General features: G+C 29.3%; 15 protein-coding genes. All 15 read right to left on the bottom strand.

The features are described 5' to 3' along the window. Positions 1-111: 111 nt before the first annotated feature. The 15 genes from KGF42_RS01685 to KGF42_RS01615 all read right to left on the bottom strand — a co-directional run bounded on the left by KGF42_RS01685 (position 112) and on the right by KGF42_RS01615 (position 19520). On the bottom strand, positions 112-1299 hold the full coding sequence (locus KGF42_RS01685) for a YgeY family selenium metabolism-linked hydrolase (protein WP_227825601.1): 1188 nt from the start codon (positions 1297-1299) through the stop codon (positions 112-114). Between the two features lie 125 nt (positions 1300-1424). Further along, the gene (dpaL, locus tag KGF42_RS01680; protein WP_227822151.1) at positions 1425-2639 is read right to left on the bottom strand and encodes a diaminopropionate ammonia-lyase; all 1215 of its coding nucleotides are present in this window, start codon (positions 2637-2639) and stop codon (positions 1425-1427) included. A gap of 610 nt (positions 2640-3249) precedes the next feature. Next, a complete protein-coding gene (locus KGF42_RS01675; protein ID WP_227825600.1) occupies positions 3250-4182 on the bottom strand; it encodes a hypothetical protein in 933 nt (310 codons plus the stop codon). 125 nt (positions 4183-4307) lie between these two features. Continuing rightward, on the bottom strand, positions 4308-4979 hold the full coding sequence (locus tag KGF42_RS01670) for a flavodoxin family protein (RefSeq protein WP_054274044.1): 672 nt from the start codon (positions 4977-4979) through the stop codon (positions 4308-4310). Positions 4980-5061: 82 nt separating this feature from the next. Beyond that, a complete protein-coding gene (locus KGF42_RS01665) occupies positions 5062-7278 on the bottom strand; it encodes a molybdopterin cofactor-binding domain-containing protein (RefSeq protein WP_227822150.1) in 2217 nt (738 codons plus the stop codon). Positions 7279-7280: 2 nt separating this feature from the next. After that, complete coding sequence (locus tag KGF42_RS01660; protein ID WP_227822149.1) at positions 7281-7751, bottom strand: (2Fe-2S)-binding protein; 471 nt, start codon at positions 7749-7751, stop codon at positions 7281-7283. A 61-nt stretch (positions 7752-7812) separates the two neighbouring features. Next, the gene (locus KGF42_RS01655) at positions 7813-9207 is read right to left on the bottom strand and encodes an amidohydrolase (protein ID WP_227825599.1); all 1395 of its coding nucleotides are present in this window, start codon (positions 9205-9207) and stop codon (positions 7813-7815) included. 72 nt (positions 9208-9279) lie between these two features. Beyond that, positions 9280-10641, bottom strand: coding sequence for a solute carrier family 23 protein (locus tag KGF42_RS01650; protein ID WP_227822147.1), 1362 nt, complete (start codon positions 10639-10641; stop codon positions 9280-9282). A 295-nt stretch (positions 10642-10936) separates the two neighbouring features. Further along, the gene (locus KGF42_RS01645) at positions 10937-12259 is read right to left on the bottom strand and encodes a uracil-xanthine permease family protein (RefSeq protein ID WP_413926982.1); all 1323 of its coding nucleotides are present in this window, start codon (positions 12257-12259) and stop codon (positions 10937-10939) included. A gap of 357 nt (positions 12260-12616) precedes the next feature. Further along, entirely contained in the window at positions 12617-13657 is a 1041-nt protein-coding gene (locus KGF42_RS01640; RefSeq protein WP_227822145.1) for a sigma 54-interacting transcriptional regulator, read from the bottom strand. A gap of 326 nt (positions 13658-13983) precedes the next feature. Further along, on the bottom strand, positions 13984-15258 hold the full coding sequence (locus tag KGF42_RS01635; protein WP_227822144.1) for an McrC family protein: 1275 nt from the start codon (positions 15256-15258) through the stop codon (positions 13984-13986). Continuing rightward, complete coding sequence (locus tag KGF42_RS01630) at positions 15251-17185, bottom strand: AAA family ATPase (RefSeq protein WP_227822143.1); 1935 nt, start codon at positions 17183-17185, stop codon at positions 15251-15253. The genes KGF42_RS01635 and KGF42_RS01630 overlap by 8 nt, the downstream gene beginning before the upstream one ends. Before the next feature lie 28 nt (positions 17186-17213). Further along, positions 17214-17936, bottom strand: a complete 723-nt coding sequence (locus KGF42_RS01625) for a cell division protein (RefSeq protein ID WP_227825597.1) — start codon at positions 17934-17936, stop codon at positions 17214-17216. Between the two features lie 49 nt (positions 17937-17985). Beyond that, complete coding sequence (locus KGF42_RS01620; protein ID WP_227825596.1) at positions 17986-18963, bottom strand: WYL domain-containing protein; 978 nt, start codon at positions 18961-18963, stop codon at positions 17986-17988. Positions 18964-19019: 56 nt separating this feature from the next. Next, complete coding sequence (locus tag KGF42_RS01615; RefSeq protein ID WP_227825595.1) at positions 19020-19520, bottom strand: QueT transporter family protein; 501 nt, start codon at positions 19518-19520, stop codon at positions 19020-19022. Positions 19521-19693: the final 173 nt, after the last annotated feature.

Raw genomic sequence — 19693 nt, 5'->3', positions numbered from 1 at the left:
TTAAAGTATTTTCTAAATATTATAATCTTATTTAAATATAATTGTATTTTCTAAAGGTGCTATATTCAGCACCTCTAGAATATATTTAAATAATTTATTGTGAACTAAATATTATTTTCCATATACAGATTTTAATATTCCATAGTAACCTTCTGTTCCTATAAATAATTGTTCTTGTTCGATATATTCATCTATTGTATGAGCAAGATTTTCTTTAGAAGGACCAAATCCTATAGTTTTTATTCCAGCCTCACCTGCATAGTGGCTTCCATTTGTACAGAATGAGTATTGAGTTATTTCTGAATCTATTCCAGCTTCTTTTAATCCTTTATATGCTGCTTGAACAAATTCATCCTCTTCATCGTATAACCAACCTGGGAAGAATCTTTCACTTTCTATAGTATTTCCTGTATAACAGTCAGCTTTTTCAACTGCATAAGAAACTTTTGCAGTTAATTCTGGGTCTTCTTTCATCATTTCATCTAGTAATGCTTGTATTGGAGCTAATACTCCTTCTCTTGTTTCTCCAACTAATAATCTTCTGTCAAAAGTTGCTTTACAGTAATCTGGCACTACTGAAGCTCCTGGATATGGAGAAGATTTTATATCTGTTAAAACTAGTATTCCATCACCTAAAACTGGGTGAGTTGGAGGTACTAATTGTTGTATCTTTTGGATTACATTAGCCATTTTATAAACTGCATTTACACCTTTTTCTGGATTAGCAGAGTGAGCTGGTTTACCAAAAGTTTCTACTACTATTTCCCCTCTACCTCTTTGACCAATCTTTAAGTTTAATTCTGAAGATTCACCTATTACAACATAATCAGGCTTAACAGCCTTACTTATTTCTCTAGCTGAAACTCCTTCAAATATTTCTTCATGAACAACTCCTGCTACATACAATTCACCTTCAAAGTCTTTGTTAGTATCTTTTGCAAAGTATGCAACTGCTGCCATCATTGCTGTATACTGCCCCTTCATGTCAGAAGTTCCTCTACCATATATTTTTCCATCTACTATTCTTCCTTCAAAAGGAGGAACACTCCACTTACTTGCATCTGGAACTGGAACTGTGTCTATATGTCCATCAAATAATATTTTTTTACCTGGTTTGTTTCCCTTTATACATCCTACTATATTTCCATATCTATCTCTTGACCAACTATCAAAACCTAATTTTTCAAAAGACTCTTCTATTGCTTTTACAACACCTTCTTCATTTCCAGAAGAACTAGGATTTTGAATTAATTTTTGGCATATTTCAGTTACTTCTTGTTTTCTTTGTTCGTTTAACATTTCATTATCCCCCTAGATTTTTTATAATGTACGTATTTTATATGTTATATATTTTCTAAATTTTAGAATTTATATATCTTCTAAATATGTAAATCAGTATTTAATAATGATATTTTAATCATTACTTATATACTTGGATACTCTCCATCCCAAACTATACTTCTGTATTTATCAGGGTCAGTATCTCCTTCTGTACTTATTAAAAGTATTCTTGAGTTTTCATCTAATTTCAAATCTTTTCTTAAATCTGCTAAATCTTCTCTTTCCATAGCTGCTACTAAAAGACCAGTTGTAACTGCTCCAGACTCTCCAGAGATTACTTTTTCGTCACCATTTAAAGGATTTCCCAATGTTCTCATACCTTTAGCAGAAACCCAGTCTGGTGCTGAAACGAATGCTGCTGCATGGTTTTTTAATACCTCAAATCCTATAGTATTTGGTTCCCCACAAGCAAGCCCTGCCATTATAGTTGGCATATCTCCACCTACAAATCTTGGTTTTCCATCTCCTGCTTCTGCTGATTTATAGTAACAATCTGCTTCATCAGCCTCTACTACTACTGTTATTGGACATTCATCATATATTGAAGCAACATATCCTTGAACTGCACCAGCAAGTGAACCAACTCCAGCTTGCACAAATACATGCGTTGGTCTGTCTACTCCATATTCTTTTAATTGTTCTATAGCTTCTTGAGCCATAGTTCCATATCCTTGCATTATCCATGCTGGTATTTCTTCATATCCGTCCCATGCTGTATCTTGAACCATTACACCATGGTCATCAGCTTCTGCATATTCATTAGCTAACCTTACTGCATCATCATAATTTAGGTCTGTTATACTAGCATCTGCACCTTCTCCTTTGATTTTATTTAATCTAAATTCAGAAGAACCTTTTGGCATTAATACAACAGATTTCTGACCTAATTTATTAGCTGTCCAAGCAACTCCTCTACCATGATTTCCATCTGTAGCTGTAAAGAAAGTGATTTCTCCTAATTGTTCTTTTATTTCTTTTGAAATTAATTTTTCATATCCTAACTCTGATATATCTGTATCTAATCTTTGAGCTAAGTATTTACCCATAGAGTAAGAACCACCCAAAACTTTAAATGCATTTAATCCAAATCTGTAAGATTCATCCTTTACATATACTCCTGCAACACCTAATTTTTTTGCTAAACCTTCTAGGTTTGCTAATGGAGTTTCTTTATACTGAGGAAAGCTTTTATGGAAGTTTCTAACCTTAGTTATTTCTTCTTCATTTAAAAATTTGATACAATTTTCCTTATCGCCCTTTGGCAGATTGTTTACTTTCCATTTAATTTCTTTTAGCATCTAAAATACCTCCAAATTATTGTTAAATTTTTATACTTTATATATTAGCAATTAACATGCCAATACTTAACATATATCGAATATTTTTCTATAGCTATTCAGCATAGAATTTGCAATACTTTCAACTTTTTTTACCTTTATCTATTGGATTATCTAATGTATATAGAATTTGATAATAAAAAAACCTTTTTTATCTTCTCACTTTTTAATTCTCATTTTTAAAATTTAAAAAATAGTACTTAAAACGTATTCCATATGTATTTTTTGACATAGAAATTTTAACAAAATACATAAAAGGGGCTGTCTCAAAATAGAGATAAGCTTCTTTTTCATTGTTGAAATGATGAAAATATATTTGATTTCATACAAAAAAGGGTGTCTCATGAACTAAAAAGTTCATTTTGAGACACCCACTTTTACTGAGTAAATAGTAAAAATTCGACTCGTATGTATATAAGTACTTATGATATATCACAAACCTAAACATTATGGGCATTTATGTTCTCTTTCTAACACTACACCAAAACTTTTTATAAACTCATTTTATAAAGCTAAGTTAGAATAAGACAGCAATCTGAATAAATAGCTGACCTTCTGTAACTGTATCAACTTAGTTTTCAGTTGCAGTATTTGCTGATAAAGCAAAACCAACAATTTTACCTTTAGCATTTACATAAATGATTGCAGATTTATACTTATTATTTTTCAAATTAAAGTAAAATGCTACATTTCCTCTTTCTCCTGGAGTTTCAATTTTATATCTGGCATATCCAGATGTCTTTATTTTTTTTGAAAAAGTAAATGCTTCTGCAGATTTTCTCATTTCTTGTATTTCATTATCAGTGTATTTCCCTTTATCAAGCAAGTTTTCTTCCTCAACTGTCTCAAGTAGCACCAAGGTAGCATCACTATAATCAGAGTTTACCTGTTCATAGCCAGCACAATATTTAGCAACAGTTGCTTTCATATCTTGTTTAGGTTCCCACCAGTTAAAAGAAACAGAACGCTCACCATCATATGCTGATATATCAACAACAAGTTTGCTCCCTTCTGGTATAGGTGTATTAAGCATATTTGAAAACGAATTTATAGCAGATACAGTCAATTTTTCAGTTAACATAAATGCTGCCACTCCTTGTGAACGTACATAAATCACGTCTCCTGTTCCTTTTTTAATGTTGACATTATCAAATGATACGGAATAGTAATCTGTGTATTCGTTTTTTCCCTTGACTGTCCAAGTAAAGATTAAAGAAGAATCTGTTTTGTCAAAACTCGAGGAAGTAATTTTAGCCTCTCCTGGAACTTTCACTCCCAATTGTTCTTTGATGGCTACTTTTGCAGGCTCCTCATATGGTGACAAAGAGGACAGAGGCACACCAAGTTCAACAGAATCACTATTATTCATGTTTCCATCAGCATTAACTTCCAATACCGTCCCATCAAAATCAGAGTTACTACTTAATTTTTGTGATGTTTTATCATTACACGCACTTAACATAACCGAACACAATATAATAATTGGAACAACTATTTTTTTCATATTCTTACCATCCTTTTAGACCATTACATCTCAAACCAATTTATTTTAGTACTCCAATGGTGTACCTTTATAGGTTAAAACTAAATTATATGAATGTCAAGTCCAAGGAGATTGGTAAACTCTTTTTAATGGTCTCTAAGAGGTGATTTTTCATCTTTTTTAACATTCAATTCTTCTTTTACAACATTCCATTTTTCAAGACCAAACTTAGAAACCATAACAGCTTCTGCAGCACCTTTTCCAAGTCTTCTTACAGTGTCCATACCTGTTTCGTCCTCTTGAGCACCTTTTGCTTTTCCATCTTTACTCCATATTGTACCACCTATATAGCATCCTCCTAAACCTCCAGATACTAACATTTCATGCATTAGGAAGAAATTTATTATAGGAAGTTTTGTCAATTCTTGACCACCATATCTAGTTCCACCAGTAGTTATAGCTGCCCCAATCTTATTTTGAAGTTTTCCTGGATGAACTAAATACATTGGGCGAAGTCTATTAAATACTGCTGTAAGTTGAGCAGTTATATTCATATCATAAACTGGAGAACCCACTATAATTCCATCTGCTTCCAATATTTTTTGTTCTAATTCTTGTATGTCATCTTTTATGATACACATAGTTTCTTTTCTTATACATGCATCACAATGAACACAAGGGCTTATTTTTTTCCCTCTAACTGACCAATACTCAGTTTCTATACCAGGTATAGTTTCTGCTTCTTTCAAAGCTTCTAATATTGCATATTCTGTTGCTCCTTTACGTGGACTTCCACAAATACCTAATATCTTTGCCATAACAATGTCTCCTCATCAAATAAATCTATTTTTATTATTCATTTACAAATACAATAAATTGTTATTTATACTCTAACTTCTATTATTTTAATTTTATTGGTAATGAATGTATTTCTACATTAGTTGCATTATATACTGCATTTACAACAGCTGGTGCAACTGGTACAACAGCACACTCCCCAATACTCTTACCACCAAAAGGTCCAGCTTTTTCATAACTATCTACAAATGCAACTTGACACTTTGGCATATCTACAGTTCTAAATAATTTATATGTTTTAAAATCAGTAGCCTTAGGTCTACCTTGCTCATCAAATGCCAACTCTTCACTCAATGCGTATCCTAGACCCATATGAATTCCACCTTCTAATTGACCCTCTAAATTTAGAGGATTTATAACTCTACCAACATCATGTACAGCTACAAAATCAACTACTTTTATATCCTTAGTTTCTTTATCTACTAAAACTTCAGCAAAATGTACACCATAAGAAGTAAGTCCAGCTGGTGAAGAATAGTCTTCAACAACAGTTAACTCTCTTAATGACTTACTTTGACTATATACTGCAACATCAGAAAGTGATGCTTTTATATTTTCATCAAGTTTACTAATTACATATCCATTGTCCAGATACAACTCTTCTTTTGATGTTTCAAGCAATTTTTCTGCTTCTTCTAATATTAATGTTTTTAATTTTTCTGCTGTCTTTTTAGCTCCTCCACCTTCTACAAATACACCTCTACTTGCATAATCTCCAAGATTAAATGTACATGCATCAGTATCAGTTTCAAATGTATCAACTTTATCAGGTGTTATTCCTAAAACTTCAGCTACCATCATTGTTTGCATAGTTACAACACCATTACCCATATCATGTGCTCCTGTAAGTAGTGTCAATGTACCATCTTCATTTAATTTAAGAGTCAATGTAACAACATCTCTATGTGCACCGAAAACTCCATTACCATGTGCACCTATTGCCATACCTATACCTCTTAAATATTTTCCTTCTTCTTTAGGAAGTTTTTTCTTTTCATCCCACTTAAACATTTTCTTACCTTGTTCTATACAATCCAATACTCTAGGATTTCCAAGAGAACCATGGAAAATTATATCAACATCATCTGGCTCTACAGCATTTTTATTTTGGAAATCAACTAAATCCATACCTATTTCTTTAGCTATTTTCGCAAATTGAGCTTGTTGAGCCATAAATATTTGAGGTGAACCATAACCTCTCATAGCTCCTGCTATTGGTGTATTTGTATATACAGGCATTCCAGTAAACTTTATATTTGGTATTTTATAAACTTTAAATACTTTATGGCTAAGTGCACCTATAACATTTAAAGCACTTGATGCATATGCACCTGTATTTGTATATATTTTTATATCTTGTGCTATTACTTCTCCATCTTTATTTACACCAGTTTTTAATTTTACAAAAGACCCATGACGAGTTCTTGTTGATATCATAGACTCTTTTCTTGTAAGAACCATTTTAACTGGTCTTCTAGTCATTTTTGATAGTGCTGCTGCTACTGGTTCAATTGTAAGTTCTAATTTTCCACCAAATGAACCTCCAATAGCAGGTCTTATAACTCTTACTTTGTTTAATGACATCCCAAAAATTTGAGATAGTATTATTCTAAATCCAAATGTATTTTGACAAGGTGTATGTACAGTTAATTTATCATTATAATCATAGTGTGCAATTACACTATGAGTCTCTATTGCACTATGATGTATTGCTGGAGTAGAGTATTCATCTTCAAATATATAATCACATTCTTTGAAGCCTTTTTCTACATCTCCTCCATTTATATTATTTTGTGAAACTATGTTTGAATCTCCATGTATGCATATAGCATCTTCTTTTATTGCATCCTGTATAGTAAATACAGCTGGTAACTCTTCATACTCCACTTTTATAAGTTTTACAGCTTTTTCTGCTATTTCTGGTGTTTCTGCTGCAACTGCTGCAACACGGTCACCAACAAATCTAACTGTATCTGAAAAAACAACTTCATTTTCAGGTATATTGTGCTCATAAAATCTTAAAGAACCATTGTATTTTCTTTGTGATGTGTTGAGATGAGTAGCTATAGCTCTAACTCCTACTACTTTCTCAGCTTCACTTGTATCTATACTTTTTATTTTTGCATGTGCTACAGGGCTTAAAAGCATTTTAGCATAAAGTACATTTTGTGGTTTTATATCAGCTACATATTTCATTTGACCAGTAACTTTTAAAGCTGCATCCTTCAGAGGGTATGATTTTCCTATTACTTTTTCCATAATTATCTACCCCCTAATCTAGCTGAAGATAATTTTACAGCTTCTATAATTTTCACATATCCTGTACATCTACAGAGATTTTCTTTAAAAGCCTCTCTAATTTCATCTTCATTAGGAGATGCATTTCTATTTAAAAGAGCTTGTGTTGTTATAATCATACCAGGAGTACAATATCCACATTGTACAGCTCCAACTTCTATAAAAGCTTCTTGTATTGGATGAAGATTTTCTCCATTAGCAAAACTTTCTATAGTGTATATAACTTTACCTTCGCAGTTTTTTGCAAGAAGTTTACAAGATTTCATGTCAACTCCATCTATCAAAACTTTACATGCTCCACAACTGCCACTATTACAACCTTGTTTCGCTCCAGTTAGATTTAATTTTTCACGAAGTACATGCAAAAGAGTTTCATTCTTTTCAACTTCTATTTCATACATGTAATCATTAATATTTAATTTTATTTTTTCCATTTTCTCCTCCTACAGATAAACTAATGTTGTAATAGAATATTATTACAATCTTATTTTAATATTAGTATAAGCTATTCCACTTATGTCCTTCCATTCTATTAGTTACATTAGCTCTCTTACATAATTCTTCTGCTGCATGTTGTGCATTTAATAATACTTGTTCTTCACTTTCAATTGTAGTTACTTTTCCATTTTCAAGTATTATGTTTCCATCAACTAGAACACTCTCTACATTGTGCATGCTAGCTGAATATACCAAAGTTGATACAGGATTGTGAAGAGGTATTGATTTTGGAGAAAGCATTGAGTTAAATATTACCAAGTCAGCTTTTTTTCCAATCTCCAAAGAACCTATTTCATCTTCCATTCTAAGAGTTCTTGCTCCCTCTATTGTAGCCATTTCAAGAACTTTCTCTGCAGAAATTGCAAGAGGGTCACAATTATTTACTTTATGTTGTAAAGCTGTTAGTTTCATAAGCTCTATCATATCTTGTGCATTGTTACTTGCTGCACCATCAAGACCTAAGCTTACATTTACACCTTTTTTTAACATTTCTGGAACAGGTGCAACACCAGAGGCAAGATACATATTACTTGCTACATTATGAGAAACTTTTATGTCATACTTTTTAAGCATTTCCATGTCTTCATCAGTTATACACACACAATGTACTGCTACAACTTCTGGACCTACTATGCCCCATTTTTCAAGTAATTTTATATCTATTTCTCCATGTATATCTTTTGTTGCTGTTCTTGCAAATTCTGTTTCAGATATATGAACTGTAAAATATGAATCATATTCTTTAACTATATTCCAAAGCATTTTACCCATTTCTTCAGATATAGCCCACATTGAAGAAGGTGCTACACAGATTTTTATTCTTCCATTTTCTGAATTGTGATATTTTTCAAATACCCTTCTTAAATCTTTTTCAACCGTTTCCACATCTTCTATAAGTTCTTTATGAATACCTAAATCTATACAGCCTCTACCTACAACACCTCTTATACCTAAATCTTTATATGCTTTTACGATTCCATCTGTAAGTCTTGGTCTATTGTGAGTATGCATATAATCAACCATTGTAGTTATACCACTTTTTAAACCCTCCATACATCCAAGCATTGCAGCATCATAAGTATCTTGTTCTGTTAAGAATTTTGCTGATGGAAACATCATTGTATTTAGCCACTCATGAAGTGCCATATCATCACCTAGACCTTTTAATAATACCTGGAATAAGTGATTATGAGTATTTATAAAGCCAGGGAATATTACTTTTCCATTAGCATCTATAACTTTTTTAGCGTCGAGATACTTAGACTCAATATCAACTGTATTTCCTATATCCAATATTCTGTCACCTTGAATAGCTATTGCTCCATCAAATATGACTTCTCTGCCTTTATTAACTGTAACAATTATTGCATTTTTTATCAGTATATCAATCATCTTAAATCCCCCTTTTAATACTTTCATTACAACATTTTATCATATGGTTTTCTTATATCATATCTAATACATTTATCCAATATTTTCCTCAAGGTTTGAAGTAACGTTTTCAGTCTTTTTATTTGACTTTAATTTAAATAATGTTTGAAGTAATACAGCTATTATTGCTCCAGAAACTATACTTGAACCTCCAAGGACAGTTCCAATTGTTGCTGGAAATTGGTCTAAAACTTGTGGAGCAGTTGTAAGACCCATACTTGTTGCTATAGATACACCTGCTATAAGATTGTTTTCTTCAGTGAATCCATCCATACTCATAATAGAGAAACCAGACATTGCTATTGATGAGAATACTACTAAAGTTGCTCCACCAACAACACAAGATGGTATAGTTGTCATTATTGCACCCAATGCTGGAGATATACCTGCTAGTAATAATACAAGTGCACCTAGTGCTATTACAAATCTACTTGTAACTTTATTCATAGATACAATTACTGTATTTTGGCTAAATACTCCAGTTGGAAGAGCCGCAAATAGTGATGAAATTATAGAAGTTATAGAATTTCCTAAAACAACTGATGATAACTCTTCATCAGTTACCTCTCTATCCATTGCTCCTATTGTAGCTATTGTACATGCACCCATCATATCAGCTATACCTATTATGTAAATAATAGTAAACATTACTATTAACTCTGGTCTAAATTCTAATCCAAAAGCTGCTGGTGTTGGTAAAGATACTATAGCTGCTCCTTGAACTGCTGAGAAATCAACTAATCCTAAAACTAAAGATATAGCATAACCTACTAATATTCCTATCAATATTGAAGAATTTTTTACTAGACCTTTACCATATTTATTTATCATTATTATTACAAAAGCAACTATAACTCCTACAATAAAGTTTATTGGACTTCCAAATGTTTGTGCACCCTCTCCTCCTGCTAAATTCTTTATAGCTGTTGTAAATAATCCAAGTCCCATACATGCTATTATAGTTCCAGAAACTATTGGAGTGAATATATGTCTAATTTTCTTAACTCCAAATCCTACAAAGAATACGATTACCCCAGCAGCAATCTGTGCTCCAAATAGAGCAGCTAAACCATCTTTGGCTGCTACTGAAAGACATGCTCCTAAAAATACATAACTCATTCCCATCATTACAGGTAATCTTGAGCCTAATTTAAATCCTTTAAATAAAGGTATTGGATATAATTGTAAAAATGTTGCTAAACCTGCTGCTAACATAGAACCCTGAATCAACATTGTTGCTTGCCCCTGGTTAAGTCCTACCACGTTTGCTATTAATATCGCAGGTACCATATTTCCTACTATCATTGCTAATAGATGTTGTAAAGCTAAAGGTATTGATTCCTTTAGTGGTGGTATCCCATCGACATCATATTTTGAAGTATTACGTGTTTTCATAAAATAAATCCTCCCATACATAAATATCTTGACTAAATATTTTTATAATTATTTTCTATAAATATTTTTATGACCATGAATTTATTGCTCAACCGATGAACACAGCTAAACTGAGCTATTTTTATAAAAAACTAACAAATTTGTAAATATGCCCTCCCCGATTTTCTACTTGAATAAATATTAATTGTCTGGTATATATTTTTTGTTAAATTTTTCATTAAAATGAATAGCTATCAAAAATAATCTAACAATCTCATAATAAATAATTTAAACAAACCTTTCAAATTATTATATTTTAATTAGTCTCCTCCATAACAGCTCTTTCTTTAGCTTCATCCTCTAGACTTTTATTTGGTATTATTAGATTTAAAACGAATGCAACTAATGTCGCAATTACTATTGGAGATTCTCCAAACACTAATTTTACAAATGAAGGAAATGCCTCTTGAGCTGCTGGGACTGATGTTATTCCCATGCCTAAAGCAATCGCCAAACCAACAATTGTAATATTTCTTGATGACAACTCTTCTGTAATAATTAACTTTATTCCTGTCATTGTTATCATACTAAATATAGATATTGTCGCTCCCCCTAAAACAGAATATGGTATAGTGGTCATTAATGCACCAAATTTAGGTACAAACCCCGATAATAACATAAATATACCAGCTATTCCAAGCACAAATCTACTTATTACTTTGTTCATAGCTACCATCCCTACATTTTGGCTATATGATGATGGTGGCAAACCTCCAAACAAAGCTCCTATCATAGTACAAAATCCACTTCCTATTACACCACTTGATAATTCTTTATCTGTGATATTCCTATCCATACCTCCTATTGTAGTAGCTGATAAATCCCCAATTGCTTGAACAGCATTGATTATACTTACAATTACTACTGATATTACTACAGGCATATCAAATTTCATTCCAAATTCAAGTGGTTTAGGTACTGCAAACCAAGCTGCCTCTCTAATAGGGTCAAAATTTATTATACCCAAAACTAAAGATACACAATATCCAACTATAATTCCCAAAAATATTGCTGCCAATTTTGCATACCCTTTTGCAAATTGACTAAGACCTATAACTACCACTAGTGTTATAGCTGCTACTGCCCAATTTTGCATAGAGCCATAAGTAGGGCTATTTACGCCACCTGCCATATAATTTATTGCTATAGGATACAAAGATAATCCAATTGTAAAAACTACTGTTCCTGCAACTATATTCGGAAAAAATTTTCTTATCTTTTTTATGAATACTCCTATTAATACTGTAGCTACTCCCCCTATTAATTGTGCACCTAAGATGCTTGCTAATCCATAATTTCCTCCAACCGCTACAAGTGTTGGTACATAAGTAAAACCAACGCCAAAAATTATAGGCAATCTTGAACCAATATTTCCTATTGGATATAGTTGTATAAGAGTTGATATACCAGCTATTATTAATGCATATTGTACTAATAGTGTTATTTGTGTAGGACTAACACCCACAGCTCCTCCTACAACTATAGGTACTGTAACAGTCCCAACTATCATTGCCAATATATGCTGCATTGATAGTGGCAAACACTTTAAAATTGGTGGCCTTCCATCAATATCAAACATCGAAACATTTTTTTGATATTTACTCAAGGTTATCACTCCCAACTATTTTTTAATGACAGTTATTATTATCTCATACAACATCCTTTCTTTTTTTTATTTTGTCATCTCAATTTAATATGAAGCAATTATAATGCCAAATTTTTAACATAATTGTTTTACATATATAATTTTTATTATATTTGTTAGTATTTGATAATTTGATAAAGCATTTATTTTTTTAAATTCTTTCAAATTTTTTTTATTTTTGGATAATAGAAATACTATAACAAAAAAAAACACATGGAAAATAATTTTCCATGTGTTTTTTATCAATTTTATAATTTCAAATTTTAGAATTGAGAATAAAAAATCTAATTATTATACATCTATTTTTCTGTACAATGTAGCTAGTGATATTCCAAGTTTTTTAGCAGCTAGCTTTTTAGACTTAGTATCACTTCCATAAAACTTTAACACTTTCTTTATATACGCTCTTTCAAATTCTTCAAGTGTAAGTATGTCTTGTTCCATACTTATTTCATAGTCATTTTCCTCAAACAGTTTTATATTTATATTATTTAGCTTAAAATATTCAATTATTTTTTTGTTTATTATACCTTTATGTATTATTCCATCTTCTTCAAGGAGATTTAAGGCCAACTCTATAGTGTTTTCCAACTCCCTAATATTCCCTGGCCAGGGATATTTAAGCAACATATGCTCTACATCTGGTTCTATATGGTATACATTTTTCTTCATCTTTCTCGAATATTTATCTATAAAATTGTTTATTAATATTTGTATATCATCTCCTCTTTCTCTAAGTGGAGGTACTTCTAAAGGTATTACATTTAATCTATAGTATAAGTCTTCTCTAAATTTATTTTCCTTAACCAGCTCAAATAAATCTCTATTAGTAGCTGATATGATTCTAACATCTATATCAATTAGTTCATTTGAACCTATTCTTGTAAACTTCTTTTCCTGTAATACTCTCAATAGCTTTGATTGTAATTGAATTGGCATATCTCCTATCTCATCTAAAAATACAACTCCTCCATTTGCCAATTCAAATTTACCAATTTTACCTTTTGAATCTGCTCCACTAAAAGCTCCTTTTGTATATCCAAAAAGTTCACTTTCCAGTAGAGGTTCTGGTATAGCAGCACAGTTTATAGCAACGAATGTTTTATTCCCTCTGTTTCCTGCAAGATGAATGGCTCTTGCTATTAACTCTTTTCCAGTGCCACTTTCTCCAGTTATAGCTACAGTAGAATCACTATTTCCAATCTTGCAAATTCTATTTTTAAGTACACGCATTACATCAGACTCTCCAATTATAGAGTCTACAGTTGTTGTCCCCCAAATATTGTATACTTCCATTCCACCATACATTACTGAATCACTGTGTTTGTCCATAAAATATCAACTCCAAATAAGTATTCTATATAATAATCACTTACATTATTTATTTAATTATATCATAACAGAAAAGTTTAGTTATAATTTAATAATATTATTTTATTTTTTAAATAGAGCTTAATAAAAAGTATATCTACCAATTTCAATTTAGTAGATATACTTTTTTAAATTTTTAAGCATCCTGTATTAAATAAGCAATTACAATGCCATACTTTAATATATAAATAATTTTTTTAATTTAAGATTTCTATAAAATTTTTTCTATACATTATAGTTTTTTCCTACATATAAAAGTATTTTTATCATTTTATAAGGTATTTTTATTATTTTTTAAAATTATAATTAAATATTATCTTTTTCAAATCATTCTTTGTGTTTTTTATATCATCTAATCTCACAGTTTTTGCTTCTATAGACTTACCTTTAAATGATTCTGATAATTTCCAAGAACTATAATTTTTATCTTTTTGAATACAAGGATATAATAAAATACATCTTTTTGCACTTTCATATGTTGTTATATATGCATACATCTGATATATATCACTTGACCTATAAAAAACATTTGAATCTACTTCAATAGCTTTCCACTTAGTATCAATTATAATTTCATATTCATTTTTTAAGTCATATAAAACTATATCTGGTCTTAAATTAAAATTTTTCTTCCCTGTTTGTTCATTTTTTAAAAGAAATTTACTCTTATCTTGTATATAGGTCTCTCTAAATGCATTATCCCAGATACTTTTTATTAAAATTCCTATATATTCTTCATACAAAGTATTTATTTCAAATAATATAGAAAATGCCTCTTGATTATTTTCGCTGTTATCCATAGATAAATTTAAAAGTATAAGTCTAGCCAATAAATAACAATCTTTAAATCTATCATTATTTTTATAAAATTTATAATCTAATAGTTTTTTTCTATTTATATAAATTAAATCTACATTTTGAAAATATCTTAAAAGTTTTTTAATCTTGCATTGAATTGAGTTATCATTTATTCTACATAGAATAGATAGACATGCTTTTTTAAGAACTTGATTCAAGAAATTATTTTCACTATATTCATCATACTCACATTTTATTTTCATTGGAGAAATACTTTTTTCTCTTGCATATGTACTTAATAATATTTTACCTCTTATAACATTTGAATTCTCTATTTTATTTATATATTCAAAATGGATTCCTCTCTTAATCTGTGTTTGCATGCTCTCAATAAAATACATAGCAAAAAAATTTAAGAGATTATAATTTTTTAAACTTAATCTTATGTTTTCGTTCATTATAATTGGAATTTTATTACATGTAGAAAGCATTTGTAACAGCATTTCTCTGTCTTTTACAAGATTATCACTTAATGACAATTTAGGAAGTATTTCAAGTATTACATTTTCAAAACATATAACACCTACATAGTTTATGAATCTAAGCTTTTTGTACTTAATATCTATTATGTTACTCTTTAATATACCATTATTATTTTCTAGATATTTAAGTAATTTTTCATATTCAATTTCTGTAAGCTCATTTTCACCATTACCTACTCTTATCCATTCATAAGTTTCTTTAACATATATATTTTTACTCATATATATTTTTTAACTCCTCACTAGATATGTTGTGTTTTATACAGTAATTAATTTTGCTTTCCAATATTGGCGTATTATTACTTTTAAATAACTCAGAAGCTATAAGCTCCTCCTTGTAAACAATATATTTATCTTTTTCATTTCTTCCTATACCACCTAAAATCATACCTACTTTTTCTGAATCATAATAAAAATACTCTTGAAGGAGTGGTATTATCTTCCTTCTAAATACTACTACTATATCATTAATATTTTCTACGCTAAGTAGATAAGCTTGTCCAATTACATGGTCTCTATCATATAAAAACTCTATTCTTTTATTAATTGTATATAACATATTTCTAACATCTATACCATCTATAATAGGCAATAAATCATAATCTGGCATAATTTCTTCAAAATTAAATCTTCTTCTTAAAGCTATGTCTAGGAGTGCGATTGATTTATCTGATGTATTCATAGTTCCAACTATATACAAATTTGGAGGTAAAAAAAATTTTTCTTTTGAATATGGTAGCTTGACAATAGTCTGATTTGGTTTAGTAAGTCTTTTATCCTCTTCCAATAATGTTATTAACTCACCAAAGATTTTAGATATATTACCTCTATTAATTTCATCTATTATTAAAATATAATTTTCCGCTTCTTCAAAATTAAAACTATAATTAGATTCTATATTCTCTAATACTAGCTTCTTTTTTCTAGTTTTTATCTCCTCTAAAGTCAAGCTATGTTTTTCTAATTCAAATTTTAACTTTATTTCAAACTTCAATGCATCGTAACATGCTTCTATAGCTATATCCTTTAATATACCATCTTCTGGCTTAAAATTGCCTTTACCATCAGACTTTAGTCCTTCTATAAATTCCTCATACCCATATGATTGATGAAATGTACAAAATTCTACATTGTTTTTATAATCTGCATAGCTTGTATAATCTCTATTTTTTAAACTGGTTTCATTTACTAGATTATAAGCCATTTGTTTTGTGTTATATGTTTTACCAGTTCCTGGTGGACCATAAAGTATGGTATTTAAAGACATTTTGTTAGTAAACCTCTTTATATACTTTTCAGCTAAACTATTATTTTCAAATACAACCCACGCATTTCCATCTATATTTTCTTTTTCATACTCTATCCACTTTACTGGTAAAAAATATCCGCCTTCCAAAATATTTATTTTCTCTTTATCAAATCCTTCCATAACTTGACATACACCAAATAGGCTTTTCATTGTATGGTCATTTTCACAGATTACCTTCTCGCTATTATATACTAAAATATAATCATCTGTATTTATATTTTTTAGAAATTCTAACTGTTCTGGATTAATAGGCTGAATAAATAATTCTTCATTATCAACACACTTATCTACATTTTTGTAATAATAATTTTTTAAATACCATTTATTATTATCACTTTCTTCTATTCTTTTTCTCAATGATTTCTTATTCTGTAACTTAATAATTTCTAAGTATGCACTAATCTCTCTATCACTTAATTTATAAAATTCACTTGTATATACTTTGCAATTTGAAACTGTATCAAAGCTATACATCCACTTTACTGGCAATGTATGTCCTAAAATATGACTTAGTTCATAACCATTTTCAAAGTTTTCTTCAACCATACCAATAGACACACTACATTTAACTTTTTCGTCTATATTTTGATATGCCTTATATAAAAAATAATCTCCTTTTTTAATTAACATAAACTTTTTTATAAAGTCTTTGTCATTACAGTTATCATTAATATATTTTTCTGATTTCTTTCCCATACTGAATACTTTTTTTAAATTTATTTTTATATCAAATCCAAGTGCAATTATACTTTCTTCTCTAAAAATCTGTGGTGTGTCTGTTTCTTGATAAAAAAATTCTTCCATTAACCAATATCCTGTAACTCCTATATTTTCAGACATATATTCTCTCCTTAATATCTAAAATATACTAATTATACAACAAACCTACTTTAATATTTCCATCTAAATTTTCCTTTATGTATAATGAAAATATTACTTCATAGCTTTCTTCTATCTTGCTTTGAATATTATTGATTAAATCATTCAGTTCAATTATAGAGAATTCTGTATTTCCTTCAACAAATACAATTCCTTTTTTACTTATAAATTCTTCACCAACATATTCCATTTTGTCAAATAAAATATCAGCCATTTCACTATATTTCTTTGTATCTTCAAATTCTTCAAAAGAATACTTAATCCCTTTATCTCCTACAATAGCTTCTTTTAAATCAGTTATATCTATATTTATCATACAAGAGTCCGAGATAGACTCTATCATGATATTCATTAAATCAACAAATTTAAAGATACTGTCGTTATTGATTTTAAACTCTCTTCCAAGTTCTAACTCTTCTTTATGTTCTTTCTCTGAACAATTCATGCCTATAGATAAAATTCTTCTTTCATTAGACATATATGAAACAGCTTTTATAATTTCTCTAATCTGTTTGTCTTCAGATGAATATACTAAAAATAATATATCCACACCATCTAAAAGACTTCTAATATATTCTTTTTCAATCTCTTGACTTATGTTAATTCTTTCTATATCCATATTTGTTTTTATTTTTTCTTCTATTTCATTTATTATATTAATACCTTCAACTCCAATACCAATTATCTTAGCATTCTTATTAAAATTTTCCATTATAACATATATCTCCTTAATAATTATTTAATTTTAATATTTTTAAATATTATACCATATTTTCTTCATAAAAATATCTTAACTCATTGGCCTTATCATAAAGTAACTTATTCATAAATTTTGGTTCTATAACTTTAGCATTACTTCCAATTAAAAATAAAATAGAAACATACCAATCTACTTCTTCAATTTTTATGAGTGTATTAATTATTCCACTGCCATCTTCATTCGACTCTATATCTAAATCATAAAAACTGTCCTTTATTTTAGAAACACCTTCTTTGGTTAATAATACATTTAAGTAGATAGTTTCACCAATTTTTTTAGTAGCTGACATGGTCCCATATAAATTATTATATACTGTATCTAACCACTCTTTCAAACTTATATGTACTCCTTTACTTTTGCCTACTTTTTTAATCTCAATTATCTTATTTATACGAATCAAAATAATTTTATCACTTTTATAATCATAGACTGGTGAAAACCATGTTCCTTTATTTGAATATATACCTATAGGACATATACTCTTTTCCAAAATTTGATTTCCACGCTTATATTTAATATTTAAAATCAAAGACTCTGATGAAGCTTTAAAAAACTCAGTCACATCACTGCTTTTAAAATCTCCATCATTAGTTATAAAATCAATATATCTTTTTATGTTTTCTATACCTATTTTTATGTTACTTTTACGTTCATAGCTTACTTTTCTCATTATGGAATTAACTTCTGGTTCCATTGATTTATCCTTATATCCCTGAAGTGATTTGAGTGCAAATAGTATGGTCATAACTTCTTTTTCTGTAAATATAATAGGAGGTATATAGCTATTATTTAGTACTCTATACCCTCCATTTCTACCTTGTTCTGCTTGAATTGGAAGTCCCATTTTATTTAATTCTTTTAAATATCGCTGTATAGTTTTAGCTGAAAGATTAAATTCCTCTGATAACTCTTTTATTGTAAATTTTTGCATATCATTAATATATGTCCAGACATTAGTCAATCTTTTTACTTTTGACAAATAAACACCTCTTTCCATTAATAATACTTTCAATCGATTAAGTTACTGTATACTATTTAAAATTTAATATTAATAACATTTTTATATTTTTTCATTAAAAAACAAAAAAATGGCACTCCTATAATTGTTACTACTACAAATTCTCCAAAACCTACCTGTATCATAGATAGAATTAATGGAAGCCCAAAGAATATATTTAACATTAGTCCAACTACAATCGAATTTATAATAGTAGGCCATAAAGAAGCTATAATCAAAGTACTTTTATTTTGCCCACCTAACTTTCTAGTAATATAAATCATACTTGCACTTATAAATGTGGCTAATGTTCCAAAGATTATATCAGGTACACCATATGGTCCTATTACATTTGCTAAAAAACAACCTAATGTAAGACCTACTATATATCCCTTATCTAAAAATGCCAAAAGCATCATAATTTCAGCTACCCTAAATTGTATTGGTCCATAACTTATAAATCCCAATGATAATGTTAAAACTGCATAGATTGCTGCAATAGCTGCAGTTAATGATATATTAATACTATTTTTTCTCATATCTTTCTCCTAGCAAAAGTTTTATTTCTAAAAAATTAATAACATAACTTTATTTTATACAAAATCTATAAACTTAAACATTGATTTTATACAAACAAATTATTTTAACGAACTATTTTATCGTTTCAGTTTATATTATACAATATAATACATATAAACTCAATTTTCTATAT

Source organism: Clostridioides sp. ZZV15-6383, assembly GCF_020657735.1.
GTDB lineage: Bacteria > Bacillota > Clostridia > Peptostreptococcales > Peptostreptococcaceae > Clostridioides > Clostridioides difficile_D.
The sequence above is the reverse complement of the archived record's forward strand: the minus strand, read 5'-3'. Positions and strand labels throughout refer to the sequence as shown.

Bases quoted from the DNA above. Each gene is read 5' to 3' on its own strand.
- KGF42_RS01650 (WP_227822147.1), bottom strand. From the start codon at position 10,641: ATGAAAACACGTAATACTTCAAAATATGATGTCGATGGGATACCACCA.
- KGF42_RS01675 (WP_227825600.1), bottom strand. From the start codon at position 4,182: ATGAAAAAAATAGTTGTTCCAATTATTATATTGTGTTCGGTTATGTTA.
- KGF42_RS01635 (WP_227822144.1), bottom strand. From the start codon at position 15,258: ATGAGTAAAAATATATATGTTAAAGAAACTTATGAATGGATAAGAGTA.
- KGF42_RS01630 (WP_227822143.1), bottom strand. From the start codon at position 17,185: ATGTCTGAAAATATAGGAGTTACAGGATATTGGTTAATGGAAGAATTT.
- KGF42_RS01625 (WP_227825597.1), bottom strand. From the start codon at position 17,936: ATGGAAAATTTTAATAAGAATGCTAAGATAATTGGTATTGGAGTTGAA.
- dpaL (WP_227822151.1), bottom strand. From the start codon at position 2,639: ATGCTAAAAGAAATTAAATGGAAAGTAAACAATCTGCCAAAGGGCGAT.
- KGF42_RS01655 (WP_227825599.1), bottom strand. From the start codon at position 9,207: ATGATTGATATACTGATAAAAAATGCAATAATTGTTACAGTTAATAAA.
- KGF42_RS01685 (WP_227825601.1), bottom strand. From the start codon at position 1,299: ATGTTAAACGAACAAAGAAAACAAGAAGTAACTGAAATATGCCAAAAA.
- KGF42_RS01615 (WP_227825595.1), bottom strand. From the start codon at position 19,520: ATGAGAAAAAATAGTATTAATATATCATTAACTGCAGCTATTGCAGCA.
- KGF42_RS01670 (WP_054274044.1), bottom strand. From the start codon at position 4,979: ATGGCAAAGATATTAGGTATTTGTGGAAGTCCACGTAAAGGAGCAACA.
- KGF42_RS01660 (WP_227822149.1), bottom strand. From the start codon at position 7,751: ATGGAAAAAATAAAATTAAATATTAATGATTACATGTATGAAATAGAA.
- KGF42_RS01665 (WP_227822150.1), bottom strand. From the start codon at position 7,278: ATGGAAAAAGTAATAGGAAAATCATACCCTCTGAAGGATGCAGCTTTA.
- KGF42_RS01640 (WP_227822145.1), bottom strand. From the start codon at position 13,657: ATGGACAAACACAGTGATTCAGTAATGTATGGTGGAATGGAAGTATAC.
- KGF42_RS01645 (WP_413926982.1), bottom strand. From the start codon at position 12,259: ATGTTTGATATTGATGGAAGGCCACCAATTTTAAAGTGTTTGCCACTA.